Origin of the sequence: Paraburkholderia sp. HP33-1, assembly GCF_021390595.1 — a bacterium.
Lineage (GTDB): Bacteria > Pseudomonadota > Gammaproteobacteria > Burkholderiales > Burkholderiaceae > Paraburkholderia.
Genome location: NZ_JAJEJR010000002.1, coordinates 915358 through 934936, shown reverse-complemented (window position 1 = coordinate 934936; position 19579 = coordinate 915358). Strand labels below are relative to the sequence as shown.

General features: G+C 63.7%; 18 protein-coding genes and 1 pseudogene. 13 read left to right on the top strand and 6 right to left on the bottom strand.

The window, feature by feature from the left end:
• The first annotated feature begins 53 nt into the window (after positions 1–53).
• The 7 genes from L0U81_RS20305 (at position 54) to L0U81_RS20275 (ending at position 8747) form a co-directional block, all read left to right on the top strand.
• Positions 54–740: a response regulator transcription factor gene (locus L0U81_RS20305; RefSeq protein ID WP_233805305.1), complete on the top strand. Its 687-nt coding sequence runs from the start codon at positions 54–56 to the stop codon at positions 738–740.
• A 463-nt stretch (positions 741–1203) separates the two neighbouring features.
• Positions 1204–1902, top strand: a complete 699-nt coding sequence (locus tag L0U81_RS20300; RefSeq protein ID WP_233805304.1) for a response regulator — start codon at positions 1204–1206, stop codon at positions 1900–1902.
• Positions 1903–1969: 67 nt separating this feature from the next.
• Entirely contained in the window at positions 1970–3928 is a 1959-nt protein-coding gene (locus tag L0U81_RS20295) for a sensor histidine kinase (RefSeq protein WP_233805303.1), read from the top strand.
• 61 nt (positions 3929–3989) lie between these two features.
• A complete protein-coding gene (locus L0U81_RS20290; protein ID WP_233805302.1) occupies positions 3990–4970 on the top strand; it encodes a helix-turn-helix domain-containing protein in 981 nt (326 codons plus the stop codon).
• 424 nt (positions 4971–5394) lie between these two features.
• Positions 5395–6111, top strand: coding sequence for a PadR family transcriptional regulator (locus L0U81_RS20285; RefSeq protein WP_233805301.1), 717 nt, complete (start codon positions 5395–5397; stop codon positions 6109–6111).
• 64 nt (positions 6112–6175) lie between these two features.
• On the top strand, positions 6176–7012 hold the full coding sequence (locus L0U81_RS20280) for a siderophore-interacting protein (protein ID WP_233805300.1): 837 nt from the start codon (positions 6176–6178) through the stop codon (positions 7010–7012).
• A 232-nt stretch (positions 7013–7244) separates the two neighbouring features.
• The gene (locus L0U81_RS20275; RefSeq protein ID WP_233805299.1) at positions 7245–8747 is read left to right on the top strand and encodes a phytoene desaturase family protein; all 1503 of its coding nucleotides are present in this window, start codon (positions 7245–7247) and stop codon (positions 8745–8747) included.
• A gap of 20 nt (positions 8748–8767) precedes the next feature.
• On the opposite strand, the gene L0U81_RS20270 is transcribed toward L0U81_RS20275, so the two are convergent.
• Both L0U81_RS20270 and L0U81_RS20265 read right to left on the bottom strand, forming a co-directional pair.
• Positions 8768–9493, bottom strand: coding sequence for a hypothetical protein (locus tag L0U81_RS20270; protein WP_233805298.1), 726 nt, complete (start codon positions 9491–9493; stop codon positions 8768–8770).
• 107 nt (positions 9494–9600) lie between these two features.
• Complete coding sequence (locus L0U81_RS20265) at positions 9601–10257, bottom strand: phosphoribosyltransferase (RefSeq protein ID WP_233805297.1); 657 nt, start codon at positions 10255–10257, stop codon at positions 9601–9603.
• A gap of 264 nt (positions 10258–10521) precedes the next feature.
• Here L0U81_RS20265 and L0U81_RS20260 point away from each other — a divergent pair.
• From L0U81_RS20260 to L0U81_RS20250, 3 genes and pseudogenes are all read left to right on the top strand, one after another.
• Positions 10522–11616, top strand: a pseudogene (locus L0U81_RS20260) (sensor histidine kinase); the annotation flags it as partial.
• 21 nt (positions 11617–11637) lie between these two features.
• Positions 11638–12090 (top strand): response regulator, encoded by a 453-nt coding sequence (locus L0U81_RS20255; RefSeq protein WP_233805296.1) that lies wholly within the window; start codon positions 11638–11640, stop codon positions 12088–12090.
• Positions 12087–13589 (top strand): hybrid sensor histidine kinase/response regulator, encoded by a 1503-nt coding sequence (locus L0U81_RS20250; RefSeq protein ID WP_233805295.1) that lies wholly within the window; start codon positions 12087–12089, stop codon positions 13587–13589. The genes L0U81_RS20255 and L0U81_RS20250 overlap by 4 nt, the downstream gene beginning before the upstream one ends.
• Before the next feature lie 63 nt (positions 13590–13652).
• Here L0U81_RS20250 and L0U81_RS20245 read toward each other — a convergent pair whose 3' ends face one another.
• The gene (locus L0U81_RS20245; protein ID WP_233805294.1) at positions 13653–14342 is read right to left on the bottom strand and encodes a CBS domain-containing protein; all 690 of its coding nucleotides are present in this window, start codon (positions 14340–14342) and stop codon (positions 13653–13655) included.
• A gap of 192 nt (positions 14343–14534) precedes the next feature.
• Positions 14535–15515: an acetyltransferase gene (locus L0U81_RS20240; RefSeq protein WP_233805293.1), complete on the bottom strand. Its 981-nt coding sequence runs from the start codon at positions 15513–15515 to the stop codon at positions 14535–14537.
• 293 nt (positions 15516–15808) lie between these two features.
• Here L0U81_RS20240 and L0U81_RS20235 point away from each other — a divergent pair, with 293 nt between their 5' ends.
• On the top strand, positions 15809–16477 hold the full coding sequence (locus tag L0U81_RS20235; protein ID WP_233805292.1) for a nitroreductase family protein: 669 nt from the start codon (positions 15809–15811) through the stop codon (positions 16475–16477).
• A 78-nt stretch (positions 16478–16555) separates the two neighbouring features.
• Here the strand turns inward: L0U81_RS20235 and L0U81_RS20230 are convergent, their stop codons facing one another.
• Positions 16556–16990 carry an Hsp20/alpha crystallin family protein gene (locus L0U81_RS20230; protein ID WP_233805291.1) on the bottom strand — a complete coding sequence of 145 codons (435 nt, stop codon included), beginning with the start codon at positions 16988–16990 and terminating at the stop codon, positions 16556–16558.
• Positions 16991–17420: 430 nt separating this feature from the next.
• Here L0U81_RS20230 and L0U81_RS33565 point away from each other — a divergent pair, with 430 nt between their 5' ends.
• Positions 17421–17555 (top strand): hypothetical protein, encoded by a 135-nt coding sequence (locus L0U81_RS33565; RefSeq protein ID WP_267957140.1) that lies wholly within the window; start codon positions 17421–17423, stop codon positions 17553–17555.
• Positions 17556–17580: 25 nt separating this feature from the next.
• Positions 17581–19269, top strand: coding sequence for a bifunctional aminoglycoside phosphotransferase/ATP-binding protein (locus L0U81_RS20225; RefSeq protein WP_233805290.1), 1689 nt, complete (start codon positions 17581–17583; stop codon positions 19267–19269).
• Here the strand turns inward: L0U81_RS20225 and L0U81_RS20220 are convergent.
• Positions 19253–19528, bottom strand: a complete 276-nt coding sequence (locus tag L0U81_RS20220) for a DUF1488 domain-containing protein (protein ID WP_233805289.1) — start codon at positions 19526–19528, stop codon at positions 19253–19255. The genes L0U81_RS20225 and L0U81_RS20220 overlap by 17 nt on opposite strands.
• Between the last annotated feature and the right edge of the window lie 51 nt (positions 19529–19579).

The following is a 19579-nucleotide window of genomic DNA, read 5'->3' as shown; positions in this document are numbered from 1 at the left end:
GCACGAACGTGCTATATCGGCTATGGGCCGCTCGCTCGTAGAATCTCGCTCGTATGGAAGCCGATCACACCGCCCCGGAACCGTCCGCCATTCACGTCGCGATCGTCGAAGACGACCCCGGCTTTCTCGATGCTTTGGGAGAAGTGCTGCGGACTACGGCCGACATGCGTCTGACCGGCGCCGCGGTGACGCGCGCCGAAGGGCTCGCGCTGCTGGAGGGGCCGCCGTCGGATGTGCTGGTGGTCGACCTGGGGTTGCCCGACGGCTCGGGTATCGATGTGATCCACGCCGCGGCCCGGCAATGGACCGCCTGCAGCATCATGGTCAGCACCAATTTCGGCGACGAGAAAAACGTCATGCGTTCGATCGAAGCCGGCGCGGCCGGCTATCTGTTGAAGGACAGCTCGCCCGCGCGGATCGTCGACGAAATCCGCAGCGTCGCAAACGGCGGCAGTCCGATCAGCCCGATCATCGCGCGACAGATACTCGTCCGTCTCCGGCAGGACGGCGTCGAAAGCGGCAAACCGGAAGCAGCGTCCGCGCCCCTGCTGTCCGCCCGCGAGAAGGAAGTGCTCGATTTGATCACCAAGGGCTTCAAGACCCAGGAAATCGCCACGCTGATGAACTTATCCTCCTTCACCGTGAGGACTTTCGTACGCCGCATTTACAGCAAGCTGAAGGTCACCTCAAAGGCCGAAGCCATTTATGAAGCCAGGACACTGGGACTGTTGCCCCGCTAGCCGTGCACGGCTGCTTGAATCGTCCCGCTCTGGCCGCTTGGCGCGGCGGCCCACCCACCGTCAGCGCCCGGAAATCCAGCGGTGACATGTCATATGCGCGCCGGAATGCATGATTGGATAGTTAAAAAATCATCAAAAAGAATTTCAAAAACTGAGACGCACGATCAATTTTCAAAAAAAAGCTGACTGTACACTCGCCCCATCGCCATATCGGGGGATGGCGTCGGCACTCACAGGTATCGAAAGCGAAGACTGAAGCCGGCGACGGGCGATGCAAGCGCCTGGGCCGTGGCGCTTGAACACCATGCTCTCTTTCTCGCCGCGTGCAAATCATCGCTGCGCCATAAATGGGCTTGCCGCCGCGTAGCGGCACAGAACCGTGACACAAGCAGTCGTCATCCCTCACCGATCGGGATGACGACGCGTCATCGCGCCCGCTCCTTTTGCCTTCGAGAGCCTGACAATGCATTTCCAGCATGTAGCCGCCACAAAATCCACGCTCGCTGCCCCGGAGTCGCGGTCCATCCACGTCGCCATCGTCGAGGACGATGCCGGTTTCGCCGATGGATTGAGTCAGGCAGTGCATGGTGCGCCGGACATGCAGCTGACCGGTGTGGCCGGCACCCGCGCCAAAGGACTCGCGCTGCTGAAGGGGCCGCCGTCGGATGTGCTGCTGGTCGACCTGGGGCTGCCCGACGGCTCAGGTATCGATGTGATCCGCGCCGCGGCCCGGCAATGGACCGCCTGCAACATCATGGTCAGCACCAGCTTCACCGACGAAACCCACGTGATGCGTTCGATCGAAGCTGGCGCGGCCGGCTATCTGCTGAAGGACAGCTCGCCCGCGCGGATCATCGACGAAATCCGCTGCGTCGCAAACGGCGGCAGTCCGATCAGCCCGATCATCGCGCGGCAGATACTCGACCGTTTGCGGCAAGGCGGCAAACCGGAAGCAGGGCCTGCGCCCCTGCTGTCCACCCGCGAGAAGGAAGTGCTGGGCTTGATTACCAAGGGCTTCCAGGCCCAGGAAATCGCCACGCTGATGCAACTCTCCCCCTTCACCGTGAAAACCTTCGTACGGCGCATCTACAGCAAGCTGAAGGTCTCATCGAAGGCCGAAGCCATTTATGAAGCCAGGACACTGGGACTGTTGGCGGACTAGGTAGGGGATGCTGGGGTACGTGCTGTGTCGTTTGCTTGAGATCGAGGCCCGTCGAGAGAGCTGCTGAATGATCCGTAGTCCTTTACGTATTTTTCCCGTAGGGATATTCCTATTTTCCGTGGCGCTACTGATTGGCGTCGGTGTCTGGTACACGCAAGCGGGCCGCACACAGCCGGTCGAGACAGCCGTGCATCTCACGCAGGCCGACTGGCAAGTCACCGATGCACCGGATTTCAGCGCGCCGCCGCACGTGCTGGATAGCCGCACGCTGCCGGATTCCTGGCACGACGTGACGCTTCCCTCCGACTTGCCCGACGCCGCGGGGCATCCGGCCCATGCTAAGCCGGCCGCTCCTTCCGCCGGCAATGTCCGCGTCACGTGGGTCAGGTTTTCCTTACGCGCATTGCCCATCCCCGTCGGGCCATGGGTGCTGTACAGCGCCCGCGCCAGGACCGACGGCACCATTGCGATGTATGTTGATGGCCGGCTGGTGGCTCGGGCACAGGAACAAGGCCCGCTGTGGAACAGCCTGTTTACGCCGCTATGGACACCCCTGGATAGCGGCGCCGGCGACACGCCGCCAGCCGAGGTTCTGATCCGCCTGGAACACACCGCCGGCACGCGCGTAGCCCTTTCCTCCTTTTGGCTGGGGAGCGCTGACACGCTGCGCGGGAGCTACCACACGCGCCAGTGGCTGCAGCGGGAGCTGCCGGCGACCGTCGGCGCGGCGTTTCTCGCGGTGGGCATCTTCGCGCTGTTCGTGTGGTTCAGGCGCCGCCACGAAACCGGCTATCTATTGTTTTTCAGCCTCGCCGCCACCGCGTTCGTTGCGCACCTGCACTACTACGTCAGCTTGCCGGTCACGAGCGACTGGTTCGCCTGGCTGACGATCAACTCGCTCTTCTGGCTGATCGCAGTCGTGCATTTCTACATTCGCCTGCTGCACGGCCGCGCGCTCAAGGGGCTGACCATTGCGGTTGTCGCCATCACCGCGCTGGTCACCGTCCTGACGCTGCCGTTCGTGGCGGTTTTGCCGGTGCTGCCGGACGTGCCCGTCATCGTTCCGGCGATCTATGCCGTTGCCATACTGATGGCCGCGGCGGTCGGCGGGGTGGGCCTCTTCAGCGCGTGGCGCCGCTCCAGCGAGGCACGGTTCATCGCGGCGGGCGTGGCGCTGTGCGTGCTGCTCGGCATGTCCGACTGGATGCTGTACAACAACGTCGTCAGCCTGGAGGGCTGGTTCCTCGGGGCCTATACCAACGCCGCCACGTTCTGCACGTTCGCCATCCTGATGTACCGGCGCTACGTCGGCGCCATCGAAGAAGTCGAGCAGCTCAACGCCGGCCTCGCGCAACGCCTGAAGGCGCGCGAAGCCGAACTCGAACTCAGCCACCGGCAGCTGCGCGAGGCGGAGCGGCGGCAGACGATCAGCAACGAGCGCCAGCGCCTGATGCAGGACATGCACGACGGACTCGGTTCGTCGCTGATCAGCGCGATTCGCTCCGTCGAGCGGGGCGACGCGAGCGACGCCGACGTCTCGCAGATCCTCAAGCATTGCCTCGACGACCTCAAGCTGACGATCGATTCGATGGAGCCGGTCGAAGCGGACCTGCTGCTGTTACTGGCGACACTGCGGTTCCGGCTGGAATCGCGGCTGGAGGGCGCGGGCATCGCGCTGCGGTGGGAGGTGCAGGAGCTGCCCACGCTGGCCTGGCTCGATCCCAGCAGCGCGTTGCATATCCTGCGCATCGTGCAGGAAAGCATCGCCAACGTCCTGCACCATACCCGTGCAAGCGCGATCCGGGTCAGCACCGCCGTCGAGACGGACGGCGTACAGGTAGCAATCGAAGACAACGGTCAGGGGTTCGACGTCGAGAGCGTGCTGGGGTCGACGGCCGGACGCGGCCTCACCAATCAGCGGCGCCGCGCACAGGCCGTCGGCGGTACGGCTTCCTGGCATTCCGGAGCGACTGGGACGCGCTTCATGCTCTGGCTGCCGCTGGAGCGCAACGCGTGCGAAACATAATGTGGATTGGCGATATTAGGGTAATCTTGCGCCGTTTTGTCTTGTCGCCGGATCACTATTCATGCTCTCGAACCGCATCGCTTACAACCGATTCGATGTTGCCGGGCTACCGCCGCAGCAGCAGCTGCTAGCCTATTGGGAGCAGCTTGGCCATGTTATCGAGGTGGTGCCGTCGCTCGAGCAGATCGGACAGCCCTTCGCCTGCATCAACGACCGCTACGATATCGGCGAATTCCGTATCAGCGACACTTTTACGGACTCTGTCGTGTTCGAACGCACCATCGCCCGCATTTCGCGCGATGCCGTACGCGGCATCGGCATTACCATCTTCCTGGACGGTGAAGCGCATTCGGCAATCACGCACGCCGGGAAGCGCGAATCCACCTTATGCGCGGGCAGCGTACTCGCCACAGACCTCGATCAACCCTCACGCGTAGTGCGGCAGGCGTGCCGGTACATTACGCTTGTTGTGCCCCGCAATTTGCTCGCGCACGTGTTCTCCGACCCGGGAGCGATACACGGCCGCGTGCTCGACCCGCGCAAACCTGGCACGCGGCTTATCGTCCAGCGTGCCAGAACGCTTGTCGAGAACTTCCGGTATATGGTGTTCGAGGACGCTCATCGCAGGCTCGCCGACCTCGTTCAACTGATCGCAGCCGCCTTCGGGGAAGAGGCTGGTTTGAGTGGCAATAAGCGGGCCATCGGCCGCGCGTTGATGTTCGATCATGTGCGACGCTATGTTCGCGCCAACCTGCAGGAATGCGAACTATCACCTGAGAGCGTAATTGAATCGCTAGGGCTCCCGCGTAGTACGCTTTATCGGCTGTTCGAACATGAAGGCGGGCTTGGTGCTTACATCCGCGATCTTCGCTTGCGCACCGCCGCAGACGACCTCGTTCGAAACCCAATCATTCCAATCAAAGACATCGGCTATTCACTCGGCTTCAAAAGCGCCGCCCATTTTACGCGGGCCTTCCAGAGCGCCTATGAGATCACACCCAAAGAAATGCGTCTGAATAACTACCGATACCGCCACGCTTAATAGCCGGTGATATTGGTGCCTGCCATTGCCTGGCGATCGAACGGGTCGCGAGAATTGCTGCCGGTCAGCCCCGGGATCTGTGACAGACACAGAAAGAAAAAGTGAACGTTGAGTTCCCTCGCCTAGTTTTCCCTCACCCTGCCATCGCTGCGGCTTAACCGCGCCGGCACTGGCTGGATCATGGCCCAGCCTGGACGAAAACGGGCCGATGCAGGCGCCGGCGCTTGAGTCGACCTCGGCGGCGTGTGGCACCAATCCTATGCGCTTGTGTTACTGCTTCGTGGGGAATGGGCGGTCTCGAACGGTCCGTCTTACGTTCCCTCAGACTTTGTTGTGCACCCATAACCACAAAAAAGAGTTTGACAGACCATCTTAAGATATATATCTTAAGATGCATCTTACGACACTCACGGGAGAGTCCCAGATGCGTCATCCTCATCGTTTTTCCGGTCTGCGCGGCGCGCACGGGCGTTTTCACGCCGGTTTCGGCCTTCCGTCGCCGCAGGCGAGCGAAGTCGCAGGCCGCGGCCCACGCTTCGGAGGTGGTTTCGGCGGCCCTGGCGGATTCGGTGGTTTCGGCGGCGGCCCGGGCGGCTTCAGCGGCGACGGCGAAGGTTTTCCGCGCGGCCGCAAATTCAGCTCCGACGATCTGCAACTGCTGCTGCTGTCGCTGATCGACACGCAGCCGAGCCACGGCTACGAACTCATCAAGGCGCTCGAAACGCGCTCGAACGGCTTCTACAGCCCGAGCCCCGGCATGGTCTATCCGGCGCTGACCTATCTCGAGGAGCTCGGCTATGTCACCGTGCAGCTCGAAGGCAACCGCAAGCGCTATGAACTGGCCGATGCAGGCCGCGAATACCTGGCCGCGAACCGCGAGCGCGTCGAGCTGATGCTCGCCCGGCTCTCGCATATCGCACGCAAGATGGATTCGGTGCGCCGCGCGTTTGCCGGCGAAGAACCGGCCGACGTCAGCGAGGGCGGCTGGGTGCCTGAGCTGAACGAAGCGCGCCGCACGCTGAAGAATGCGCTGCTGCGCCGCGATAGCGCGCCGGCCGACGAGCAGCGCCGCATCGCCGCGATACTGATGCGCGCGGCCCAAGAAATCGAAGGCGGCAACGGCAGCGAGCCGACCGCCTGACAGCGCGCGCCTGTCCACAAGCCAACCCGCGCATCGTCTCGAACCGAACAGGAGCACCACCCTTATGCAGGACCAGCCCACTCGCCCCGATCTCGCCGTGTATCGCGTGCGGCATCCGTTGAAGTTTCGTCTGCTGCAGGTCAAGCAGGTGCGCGCGCTAACGCCGCACCTGATTCGCGTGACCTTTACCGGCGACGATCTGGACAACTTCGTGTCCGCGTCGTTCGACGACCACATGAAGGTCTTTTTCCCCGAGCCGGGCGCCGACAGACCGACGCTGCCGCAAGCCGGCCCCGACGGTCCGGTGTTCCCCGACGGCAAGCGCCCGACCGCGCGCGATTTCACGCCGCGCCGTTTCGACCGCGACGCGCGCGAGCTCGACATCGAGTTCGCGATGCACGACGCGGGTCCGGCCGCGACGTGGGCCGCGCAGGCGCAGGTGGGGCAGTATCTGGGCGTCGGCGGCCCGCGCGGCTCGCTGGTGATTCCGACCGGTTTCGACTGGCATCTGCTGATCGGTGACGACACCGCGCTGCCCGCGATCGCGCGCCGTCTCGAAGAGCTGCCGGCCGGCGCGCGCGTCGCCGCGGTGATCGAAGTGGCCGACCCGTCGGCGCGCATCGAATTCACGACGCAGGCCGAACTGCACCTCGTCTGGTGCTATCGCAGCGACGCCGACACGCAGACCGGCACGCGCGGCGCAGCGCTGTTGCACGCGGTGCGCGATCTCTATCTGCCGGAGCAAGGCGAAGGCTACGTGTGGGCCGCCGGCGAAGCGGCGACGATCCGCGCGGTGCGCCAGCATCTGTGCGGCGAGCGCGGCGTCGAAAAAACGCGGATTCGCGCGGCCAGCTACTGGAAACAGGGCGCGGTCGCGGTCCACGAAACGCTCGACGACTGAACATCGACTCGCGTTCTATGGTGGCCTGATGTTCTGGACCTTCTGGTCCCGCGGAAAATTGCGCGAGCGAGCGCTCGCGCAGCGTCGTTCGCGTCGCGCTTGATACGGATCAACGGTAGCGTCGAACCGCGCCGCACACTGTCGATGTGTGCGGCGGTGCCCCGTACAGGTGCGCTCCGCGCGCCGCGTCATACGCGCCATACGCTCTCCTCATTGCGCTGGAGTCGCAGTCATGAACGCCATTCCCCAAAAAGTCGTCATCATCGGCGCCGGCATTGCGGGCCTGTGCGCGGCAGTACACGCGCGCAAGTGCGGATACGCCGTCACCCTGCTCGAACAGCACGACCGTCCTGGCGGACTCGCCACTAGCTGGCAGCGCGGCGCCTATACGTTCGAGGAATGTCTGCATTGGCTGCTCGGCTCGAATCCGCACGACCCCATGCACGCGCTATGGCGCGAAGTCTTCGACATCGACCGACTGCACTTCGTGTATCCGGAAGAATGGATGCGCGTGGAAAGCGCGGACGGCAACCATCTGTCCATTTTCTCGAACCTCGAGCGGCTCGAAGCGGAGCTGCTGCGGCACGCACCGCAGGACGAAGCGCAGATTCTCCAGTTCGTGCATGCCGTGCGCAGCTTGAGCCACTGCCCGCTGCCGCCGTTGGGCGGCACCTGGCATGACCGCCTGACGACGGGACTGCGATTGCTCCGCTACATGCCTCTTCTGCAAAACCTCTCGCACATCACCTCCGAAGCCTATGGCAAGCAGTTCAACGACCCGTTGCTGCGAGGCTTCTTCGGCGATGGAGAGAACGCGCAGCTCTCGGTGATCGCGCTCGTTTTCGCGCTCGCGTGGGTCAGCAACCGCAATGCCGGCTACCCGGCAGGCGGCTCGTCGGCAGTGATCGATCCGATTGCGCAGAACCTGCGGCAGCTCGGCGGCGTGTTGCGCACTGGCGCGAGCGTCAGGCAGATTCTCGTGGAAAACCACACGGCGGTGGGTGTGCTACTCGACGACGGCGAGCGCATCGACGCCGACTGGGTCGTCTCCGCCGCCGACGGGCATACGACCGTCTACGACCTGCTCGACGGGCGGTATGTCGGCCCACGCATGGCGCACATCTATCGCACGTACAAGCCCTTCCCGTCGTTCCTGCAGGTGAGCCTCGGCGTGGCGCGCGACCTCTCGCAACAGTGCGGATATGTGATGCGTCTGCTCGACGAGCCGCTCACGGTCGACCCGAAAACAGTGCTACGTCAGATCGCCTTCCGGCTGTTCCACTACGATCCGACGTTCGCGCCGGCAGGCAAGACCGCCGTGACGTGCACGCTGCCGACGCGCAACGTGGCGTACTGGTCGCAATTGAGCCAACACGACCCGCAACGATATGAAGCGGAAAAGCAGCGCGTGGCGAACAGCGTGGTCGCGATTTTCGACGAGCTCGCGCCCTCTGCGCGCGACGCGATAGAAGTGATCGACGTGTCGACACCCGCCACCGTGGTCCGCTGCACGCGCAACTGGCAAGGCAGCATGGAAGGTTGGCTGCTCACGCCGCAGACAGGCATAAGGCCCTTGCCGTCGACACTGCCCGGCTTGCGGCGGTTCCTGATGATCGGCCAGTGGGTCATGCCCGGCGGCGGCCTGCCGTCCGGCCTGATTACCGCGCGGCGCGCGGTGCGCCGCATGTGCCGGCAGGACGGCATCGCCTTCGTGCCGGACGAGCACATGCAGTAGTACGTGTTGATTCGGAAGGATTACCGCGACGCTTCCTCGAACGACTCTCCAGCGGCGATCTTCTCAACGAGGGCTACCGCGCCTGGCGCACCGCCGTGCGAAGCAATCCACTGAGTCGTGCGACATGCTGCCTTTGCGTATAGCTGATGGTCCGCCAGCGCAGCCCTATTCCACTCGAACATGCCGGTAGGCAGATAGGTGGGCGCAGGAACAAGACAGCGGTCCGGTTCGCTGGCTGGCGACAGGTAGCGGAGATCATTGGATGTATACATCGCTATCCCCTCGTCAAACCAGATAGGCATCCGTTCCGTCGAGAACGCCCATAGGCCGATACGATGGTGCAATTCGTTCATCGAGAGTTCGTGAGCGACTATCGTGACGTTGCTGCCCCGTGGAGATAGCACGGCTACCCGGTCAAAGAGCGACATGCCCCTTCGCCCGCCGCCGCCCAGGCGACGAAAACAATCATCGTCTGAACAAACAAGAATCCGGGGCTTCGCTTCGAGCGGCCCCCAAAATTCCGTCAGTTTCCTGCGGGCCTCCTCGATTGTGCCGATTATCGCAACTCGCTTTTCGTCCCCAGTCGTCTTCTGAACATAAATGTTGGGGCCCGCTTCCTGGAACCCGTAACACGCGGGACAGACTGCTGCGGCAGAAGAAGGTAACGCGTAGACAGTTCCTGTGATGCACACGGCAAGCGCCGCGAAAATGCCGACGCCCCAGATGCGACGTTTCTTTTTACTCATTCGAGTCAGCCCTCAGCATGACGAGAGCGATGATTGTCCCTGTCGAACCGGCGCATGGCAACAGGTCGTGAACGGCTCGAAAATCCCATCCCGGTCATTCCCAGGGGCTACTCATGCTCCCAATCGCGCGCGGCCGCGAGACACGCGTGGACTTCTTCATCGGTCGTCTGGTCGAAATTCCCATAGAACGCGCTGATCCCGGTGAACCAGCCCGGCTGCAGTACGCTCACGAACGCATGCGCGATGCCTTCGAAGTCGGTCTGCGCACCGGCGGGCGACACCGGGACCGCCACGACGATGCGAGCGGGATGCCGGCTACGGAGCGCCTTGAGCGCCGCCTGCATCGACGCCCCCGTCGCGATGCCGTCGTCGACCACGATCACCGTCTTGCCCTCGACGGGCGCCGGAGGGTTCTCCCCACGGTAGGCCAGTTCCCTGCGCGCGAGTTCGACTCTTTCGCGAGCGATCACATCGGCCAACTGAGCGTCACTGACTTGCAGTTCGCGCAGCACTGATCTTTCCAGGTGAAGGGTGCCTCCGGTCGCTATCGCGCCCATCGCCAGCTCCTTGTCGTAAGGTGCACCAAGCTTTCTGACGATGAGGACATCGAGCTTCGCATGCAATGCCCTCGCGACCTCGAACGCGACAGGTACGCCCCCGCGCGGCAGCGCCAACACCACCAGATCGTCGCGTCCCTGATAGTCGGTCAGTGCGTCGGCAAGCCGCCGGCCCGCATCGGCGCGGTCGCGAAACAGATTACCCATCGCTCTTTCCATCCCGAAACGTTCATGTGCGTCGCCACCTGCTAACTATGCCACCGATCGGCTGTATCGAGCGCGCCTGTTCCTGCAGTTACGCGCCGACTCGGCCTCGCACCGCGCATCGGGCGCAAGAATTGCTCTCATTGTCCGTTCAGACCGGTAATAGCTGCTATAAAGTGAAATGAGCTTCGCATGCTCATTGACGGTACTCTTCGAACAGACGGAGATTGAATGGAACCGTGCAGGCACTTGAGCAACCCCACTCACGAGCTATTTCGCCAGGTAGTCGAAGCTGCCCCCAACGCGATGGTCATGGCTGACCGGGACGGCCGGATCGTACTCGTCAACGCGCAGGCAGAAAGGCTGTTTGGATATCTGCGCGACGAACTGGTCGGCCATAGCGTCGATATGCTCGTGCCCGAGCGTTTTCGTTCGGCGCATCCTGAATATCGCCGCATGTTCTACGGCAACCTCAGCAGCAGGCCGATGGGCACCGGCCGGGATCTCTTCGCGCTCAGAAAGGATGGCTCGGAAGTCCTCGTGGAGATCGGACTCAATCCCGTCACGACTTCGGAAGAAGTCTTCGTGCTCGCTGCGATCGTCGATATCACCGAACGCAAGCGCGTGGAGCAGGAACTCATCAGGCGCACCGAAGAACTCGCGCGTTCCAACCACGATCTCGAGCAATTCGCCTATGTCGCGTCGCACGACCTTCAGGAACCGTTGCGCGCCGTCGCCGGGCCTCTTCAACTGCTGCAGCGCCGCTATCACGGGCAACTGGATGCCCGGGCGGACGAATTCATTGCGCATGCGGTAGATGGCGCGGCGCGCATGCGCAAGCTCATCGAGGATTTGCTTGCGTACTCGCGCGTCGGCCGATCAGGGGCCGCGCGGGAACTGACCGACTGCACGGCGGCACTCGAGCAGGCGCTACAAAGCCTAAGCGTCGTCCTGCAGGAATCCGACGCACGGATCAACCGCGAGGCACTCCCCGTCGTCGTGGGCGTTCCGACGCAGCTCGCCGTGCTTTTTCAGAACCTGATCGGCAATGCGATCAAATTCCGGCGAGCCGATCAACCGGTGCGAATCGACATCGGCGCCCGTCGTCAAGGCGACGAATGGATCGTTTCGGTCAAGGACAATGGAATCGGTATCGAGTCACAGTACTTCGAACGCATTTTCATGATTTTCCAGCGCCTGCATTCGCGTGCCGAATACCCCGGCACGGGAATCGGCCTCGCGCTATGCAAGCGTATCGTCGAACAGCATGGCGGCCGCATCTGGGTGGAATCTGCACCAGACGGCGGATCGACCTTCTTTTTTACGCTGGACGCGAAACTGGATAGCAGCGCTCGAACATAATATCCGCCCGAGGAGTCGCCGATGCTGTCACAGGTCACGAGCAATCCCGTTCACATCCTTCTCGTCGAAGACAGTCCTACCGACGTGTTGATGACGCGCGAGGCCTTCGAGTACCACAAGGTACTCAATCCCTTGCACGTCGCGCAGGACGGCGTCGAAGCCATGGATTTCCTGCACCGCAAAGGGCGGCATCTCAACGCGCCCCGTCCCGGGCTGATCCTCCTTGATCTCAATCTGCCGAAAAAGAGTGGCCGGGAGGTACTTCAGGAACTGAAAGCCGACCCCGATCTGATGAGCATTCCCGTCATCGTGCTCACCACGTCGAAATCGGAGGAGGACGTCGCAAGAACGTACGGACTACATGCGAATTGCTACGTCACCAAGCCGGTCGACTTCACGACGTTCGTCGATGTCCTGCGCAGAATCAACGACTTCTGGTTCAGTGTCGTGACGTTACCGCCGGCCAGGACATGAACACGACCCAGCACCTGCGGATCCTGCTCGTCGAAGACAGTCCGAGCGATGCTCTGCTGATCCGGGAGGCGCTTGCCGATGCGGATGACTTCAGGCACGACCTCGTGCATGCGGAACGCCTTGGGGACGCCATTTCTCGCTGTACGGCCACCCGTTTCGACATCGTTCTTCTCGATCTCGGTTTGCCCGACGCGCACGGAATTTCCACGTTCCGGATCTTTCGCGATCGAGTGCCGGAGCTGCCCGTGCTGGTATTCACCGGTCTCGACGACAAGTCGGTTGGCCTCCAGGCGATTCAGGACGGGGCACAGGATTATCTCGTCAAGCGCAACCTCGACCCTTCCGGATTGAGCCGGGCGATCCGCTACGCGATCGAACGCCATCGCATCGCGCGGGCGCTCAAGGAAAGCGAAGAGCGGTTTCAGCTGGCCGTACGCGGTGCGAGCGCGGGCTTGTGGGACTGGAATCCGCAATCGGGCGCAATCTGGCTTTCCCCATATTTCAAGAAAATCCTCGGCTATGAACCAGACGAATTTCCCGACGACGCCGCGGCACTTCGCGAAGCCACTCATCCGGCTGACATCGAACGCGTCGACACATGTCTGGCCGCGCATCTCGAACAGATGCGCCCGTATGACATCGAATACCGCATGCGGACAAAATCCGGCGACTACCGCTGGGTCCATGCGCGAGCGCAGGCGCTGTGGAATCAGTTCGGGCAACCCAATCGTATGCTGGGCTGGATCATCGATGTCACAGACCGCAGGCTCGCCGAGGAGGCGCTGCGAGCCTCGCGCGCAGAGCTCCAGCGACTGTCGGCAGGCATCGAGCAGGCGCGCGAGGAGGAAAAGACCCGGATCGCGCGGGAATTGCATGACGATTTCGGCCAGCAGCTCGTCGCGCTGAAGATCGCGTGCGCGAGGCTCGATACGCAGATCAGGAGCAGCGATAGCCCGGAAGGGGCGGCCGACCTCGAGAGCGTCTACAGGCTGATCGATCAGCTTGTGGAGTCCGTGCGGCGCATCGCCACCGATCTGCGGCCGGCGATGCTCGACGATCTGGGGCTTATTCCTGCCCTCGAATGGCTCGTCAGCCGGTTTTCGGAGCGGCATGGCGTGCGCGTTGCTCGTCGCATCGGCGAAGACATCGATTTCAACTACGACAGCGCCACGGCGGTGTTCCGGATCGTTCAGGAAGCGCTGACGAATGTCGCGCGGCATGCGCAAGCAACCGACGTGGTGCTTGAAATTGTGCGCGAGGAACCGTACTGCGTCGTTCGCATTACAGACAACGGCCGCGGCAGCGCGCCGGACCAACGACCCGCTACGGACTCGTTCGGTCTGTTGGGAATCCGCGAACGCGTGTGGGCCTTGCGCGGCGACCTGCAAATCCGCACGGCGCCGGACGAGGGCTTTGCAATAACCGTCTCGTTGCCGCTCGACACCATCGAAGCCCGCATCGAGAGAGCGGCGCACGGCCCCTCGGACCCGACGCGCTAGCTCGTCGAGCCTGCCTGTTCGCGCCGCTCATATCGCGCGACGGCGGATCTTCCGCCACGCCCGTCACATCGGCGCAAAGGCGACCGGATACTCCAGATGATCCTTCACGGCTTTTACGCCCGGCGTGCGCGCGGCGGCCGCGAGGATCACCTGACGCTCTTCCTCGGAGCGCACTACACCCCAGCAATGCGCGACACCCTCCGTAACGATCAGGCCGTCGGCGGCCATCGACCAGCGGTGTCCTTCGAGTTCCTTCGTGATCGCGTCGCGGATCTGCTCGTCCGACGGTTGCGCATCGAGCTGCGCGGGCGCGCAGCTCGCGAGCGCGCGCACCAGGTTGGACCTGCTGACGATACCGACGAGCTTGCCCTTGCGCACTACCGGTAGCCGCTTGATGTGCTTGCGTCCGAGCAATCCGGCGACCTCGGTCAGCGGCGCGGATTCGTCGACGGTGACAGCGGGCGCGCTCATCACGTCACGCACCTGAATCGAACGCTCCTTCAGATATTCGACCGCGAGCTGACGCGTGGGCGCGAGGAACTCCGCAAGCCACGAACGGCGCGGCGTTTCGGTGCCGGTTTCGACACGCCGGAGCAGATCGCCCTCGCTGACGATGCCGATTACGCTGCCCGCGTCGTCGACGACGGGCATGCCACTGATCCTGTTCCCGGCAAGCAGCTTTGCCGCGTCATAGACCGAGCTGTCCGGCGTGATTGAAACGACCTGGGTCGTCATGATGTCCGAGGCTTGCATGGTGATCTCCCTATCGAGTGACGGGTGGTGGCAAGACGAGACACTGGTTCGTTCGCTTGCGCGAGTACACCCCCATGATCGATGCCCGGCGCCGGACCATTGTTGATTTGCATCAAGCCGGCGGGGACGACACTCATGCCGGGGTGCCGCAAAACGAAGGTTTCGCACTTGCGACTGCGATGCAGCGGCGAACTATCGGCCACCCGCCCCACGGCTTTGGCTGCAAAACGCAGCGCTGAACGCCGCCATGAATTCGTCGAGACGCGCGTGATCGAGCCCGGCGATACCGCCGGCCGCCACCCTGCCGTTTCCGCCGAATTTCCTGCAAAGAACGTCGGCGCCGCGCGGGCAGTCCAGCGGCGCGCGCACGCTCGCCACGTATCGGCCGTCGCCGCGCAGCGTCAGCACCGCGTGTGCTCGCTCTGGGTCGCGTCGCGCGACGAGATTGGCGAATTCGCCTCGCACGCGCCGCGCCCACGCCGCGTCGGGAAGGATGTGCAGCGTTCCGTTCGCGAGCCGCCGGACTGCCGCGCTTCCCAAGGCCAGTTCGAGGTCTTCGGTTCGTCGCGCCTGTAGATCGGGCAATACGCTGCTCGACGCGATGAACTCCAGCGGGTCCGCAAAGGGTTGAATGGCGCGATACATCTCGACAGGATCGACGGCGAGATCGGCGACGCTATCTCCGTAGGCGTTGTAGTTGATCGCTTCGCCAAGTTCGCGCAGTTTCTGCTCGTCGAACGAGTTCATCGCGCACGCGGTGGCGGCCCGATGCGCCGCCCGATGCAGATTGTCGCCATAGGCCGCGATCACCGCCCAGCGTGTGTAGCGGCCTTGCAGATGGCGGTCCACGATCAGCGCCGTGCACATATCCGGTGACGTATCGATGTGGGTCGTCAACAGCGCGTGTTCGGGGATGCGGCCGGGGAAATGGTGATCGAAATAGTCGATCTTCACCCCGCGGTCCAGCAACGCGATCAGCGAATCGCGGTTCGAATCGAGCGAAATATCCAGCACGGTCACGCTATCGCCGGGTTGCGCGTTGGCTCGACGCAACAACGTCACGTCGCGCTTGGCGCCCGTGACCGGGATCGTGTCGGCAGGCTCGGCGAGCCGCAACTCGTGCAGCGCGCAGATACCGTCGGCATCGCCATTGAAAACGTCGAATCGGTTCATCGGCTGCTTCATCGGGGCATCGCATCCACTATCGCGCGCGGCTCGCGCGGGGTCAAACGGTGATGCCCGCTTGACGTGGATCAACGCGACGGCGCCCCTCGACCGTAAGGTAAGGCCATTGGCGGCATGGAGACGCACATGGCAAGCGCAACGGAATCCCTGACGCCCGGTGCGATGCGTGCCGCCGGCGCCAGCACGCCGTCAGCGATGCCGGCGCGCATGCGCCGCTATGTTCAAAACGATGCATCGACATGCGAGGTAACGCATCGCCCCCATCATCGAAGGAGTCGACCATGCCCGACACGCAACTGCTGACTTATGAACCCGCACCCGGTCAAGCGCCGGCACGCGCGCGCGGGGAAGCCCCGGCTTCGATCGAATTGCCGCTGCCCGACATGAGTTCGGGCGCACCGCTCATGAAAGCGCTGTCGCTGCGTTCGAGCACGCGCGAGTTTTCCGGGGACGATCTGCCGCCCGCCACGCTCGGCGCGCTGCTGTGGGCCGCCGGCGGCGTCAATCGTTCCGCGACCGGCGGCCGCACGGCGCCGTCCGCGCATGCCTTCAACGAAATCGACCTCTACGCGGTGCTGCCCAACGGCGTCTACCGCTACGACCCGGCGTCGCACCGTCTCGTGCTCAAGCATGCGAGCGACGCGCGCAACCTGACCGGTTATCAGGACTTCGTCAGCGAGGCGCCGCTCGACCTCGTGTACGTGGTAAACACGTCGCGTCTGCTGCAGATGCCCTTGCAGCAACGCGATATCTTTTCCGCCGTCGCGGCGGGCGCGATGGCGCAAAACGTCGCGCTGTATTGCGCGTCCGAGGGGCTCGGCAACGTGGTGCGCGGCTGGATCAATCATCGTCTGCTCGCCGACGCGCTCAAGCTGAACGAAGACGAATTGCCGATTCTCGCGCAGACGGTTGGCGCACTCGGCACGAAGCTCAGCTCTCTCGCGGACTGAGGCGGGAAGACAGGAAAAGAAAAGGCGCGCCCGTGACGGCGCGCCATAACTTCATCGTTCAGCCCGGGTTGCCGCCTTCTAGCTGACCGTCAGGCGCTTGCGATCGCCAGGCGCCTTTTTAGGCAGGCTCAACGACAGCACACCGTCCTTGTATTCGGCTTTCGCGTTGGCCTCGTCGACCTCAACGCCGAGCGAGAACGAGCGGCTGAACGTGCCGGAATAACGCTCGCGGCGGATCACGCGCTCGCCTTCCTTTTCCTCCTTGTTGCGCTCGACCTTCGCGTTGATCGAAACGATGCTCCCGTCGATCTGAACGTCGATATCCTTCTTGTCCACGCCCGGCAGCTCGGCTTTCACCGAATAGGCTCCGTCGGTTTCCGTCATGTCGATCTTCATCGATGCGAGTTCGGTGTCCTGCGTCGTCAGCGTCGAGCGCATCGGCCGGAAGAAACCCTGAAACAGTTCCGCAACAGGGTCCAGCGAAAGCGGATCAAAACGCGTCAGATTGCTCATTGCCTCTCTCCTTAAGATAAGCAGGCCGTGATTTGGCCCAATTGACCGACTGCAAGCCGGCTTGCAGCGTCGCCGGATGGCGCGAGGCGCCGGGCGCAACCAATGCCGCCGCCGTCTCGTGCATTCACGTTCACGATGGTCCGCACCGTGAAACCGCACCTTCAGCGTAGTCGCGCATGGCTTCGCGTCGTTGATCCACGTCAAGTGCGGTCCCGGGCTCGATGCGGCGCAAACGTCCTGTGGGTCATCCTGCATAACAGGACCCCTTATGTTCCGAAACCTTTCCTGGTGTCTTGACAAAATCAGTAGGCCGCCCCGGCCTCGTTGATACAGATCAATCCGCTCGCCACACCCCACGACTTAAATAGGCAGATAATTTCGGCTTGCGCGCCGCGCGGGCGCTGGCCGCTCCACCACGCGGAGGTCAACCGTGTCGAATGAGACGCTCGTGTTCCACCATGACGCCCGGCAAGGGCTGCTCGCAACCGACTGCATGATCATGCGCCCAGCGACGGAACGCACCTACGGCGCGGGCCGAGGCGGCTCGCGCCCCGAGTTCGGATGAACGCGGTGCTGGGCAGGAGGCCGGCATGAGCTCGCCGCCGAAGGGCAAGCATGGCGCACGCCGCGCTGATGCCTCTGGTGGTGGCGTCCAGCATCTCGCCAACCGTCTGCGCGCCGCGCGCCGCAGCGTGCGCGGACTCGGCGCGGTGCTGCGCAGGCCCGCAACCTATCGTCATCCGGCGGGCAGGATCGTCAGGATCGAAACGCATATTTCCGTCGTCTACCTCGCCGGGCGCTTCGCATACAAGATCATCAAACCCGTCGCACCAGGTTTCGCGGACTTCACCGCCACCGCGACCCGCGAGCGCTGCTGCCAAGCCCAGGTCCGTCTTAACCGCCCACTCGCACGCGGTCTCTATGCCGGCGTGCTGCCGATCGCGCGCCACGCCGGCGTGCTGACACTCGGGGCCGGCGGCGCGGCCGTCGAACACGCGGTCAAAATGCGCCGTTTCGACGAGGCGGCGCTCTTTTCGAGTCTCGCGGCAAAGGGAGCGCTGACGACGAGCGACATCGACAGCGCGGCGCGGCGGCTCGCCGACTATCACCTGAGGGCGCCCCGCAACGCGTCCTCGTCGCGCTACGGCAGCGCCACGCTGGTGCGCATGCAGGTCGAAACGATCAACGCTGCACTGCTGGCCAATTGCAACCATCCCGAAGTGCCCGGCATTGCCGCGTGGTGCGCGCGTCAGCTCGACGCACTCGCGCCCGTGATCGAGCGGCGCCGCGCCGAGGGTTTCGTGCGCGGCTGCCACGGCGATCTGCATCTGGACAACGTGGTTCGCTGGCGCGGCGCCATCGCGATGTTCGACTGTATCGACTTCGACGATGCGCTACGCTGGATCGACGTCGCCGCGGACGTCGCGTTTCTCGTGATGGATTTGTGCGCGCGAGCGGAACCCCGTCTGGCCAATCGCCTGTTGAACCGTTGGCTGGAGACATCGGGCGACTATGCGGCGCTTTCGCTGATGCCTTTGTATGTCGCCTATCGCGCTTTGGTGCGGGCGTGGGTCGCGTGCCTGAAAGCGGGATACGTGGCGGGCCGCAATGTCGCCATTCCGCAACCGGCCCTGCGCTACATCGAGGTCGCGCGAGCGCAGACGCAGAGGCCGGGACCCGTTCTGCTGCTGTGTCATGGCTATTCCGGTTCGGGGAAATCGGTCGCGAGCCGGGCTCTCGCGGACCTGTGCGGCGCCGTGCGCGTGTCGAGCGATGCCGAGCGCAAGCGCCTGCGGCCGGCGCCCGACGCGCAAACGGCGCTTGGCGCCGAACACTACACGCAGGGAGCGCGGCACGCGATCTACGAACACCTTCTTCAGCTCGCGTGCGGCGTGCTGCAAAGCGGCCACAGCGTGATCGTCGACGCGACCTTTCTCGAGTTCCGTCACCGCGGCACGTTTTTCGCGCTCGCCGAACGGCTCGGCGTGCCGGCCCGCATTCTCGACTTTCGCGCCGAGCGAGCGGTGCTCGAGCAGCGCATCGAAGCGCGCCGGAAAGGTCCGCGCGATCTGTCCGACGCCGACACCGCCACGCTCACGCGTCAGCTCGCGAGCGCCGACGCGCTGACTGCGGCCGAGCAGGCGCTGAGCTTGCCGTTCGACACTGCGGTACCCATCGCGGCGTTCGAGTCCCCCGGGTTCTGGCGCCCGGTGCTTGAACTGATGCTGCCGCGCACGGAACCTGGCGCGGTTGCCTCGCCCGCTACGTGCAGAACCTGAAAAACCCGCTGTGCAGCAGGACGGGTTTGGCGCCGACCTCTTCGAGCAGACGCTGCGCGGCCAGTTCGATCTGGACACGATGCGCGAGGAACGCCTCGACCAGATCGTCTTCGCGCAGCGAGCACGCGCCGAAATGATCTTCGAGCGCTTCGGCCGTGATCGCGCATTGCACCGGCTGATCGTCGACGAGCGCCGGAAACGCCAGCACCAGATCGCGAGCGCAATACTCGGGCGGGCTGGATGGAAAGGAAATATGCATGGTGACGCCCCCTTCGGGCATGAAATGTCGCATCGGCGGACCCTCTACGCA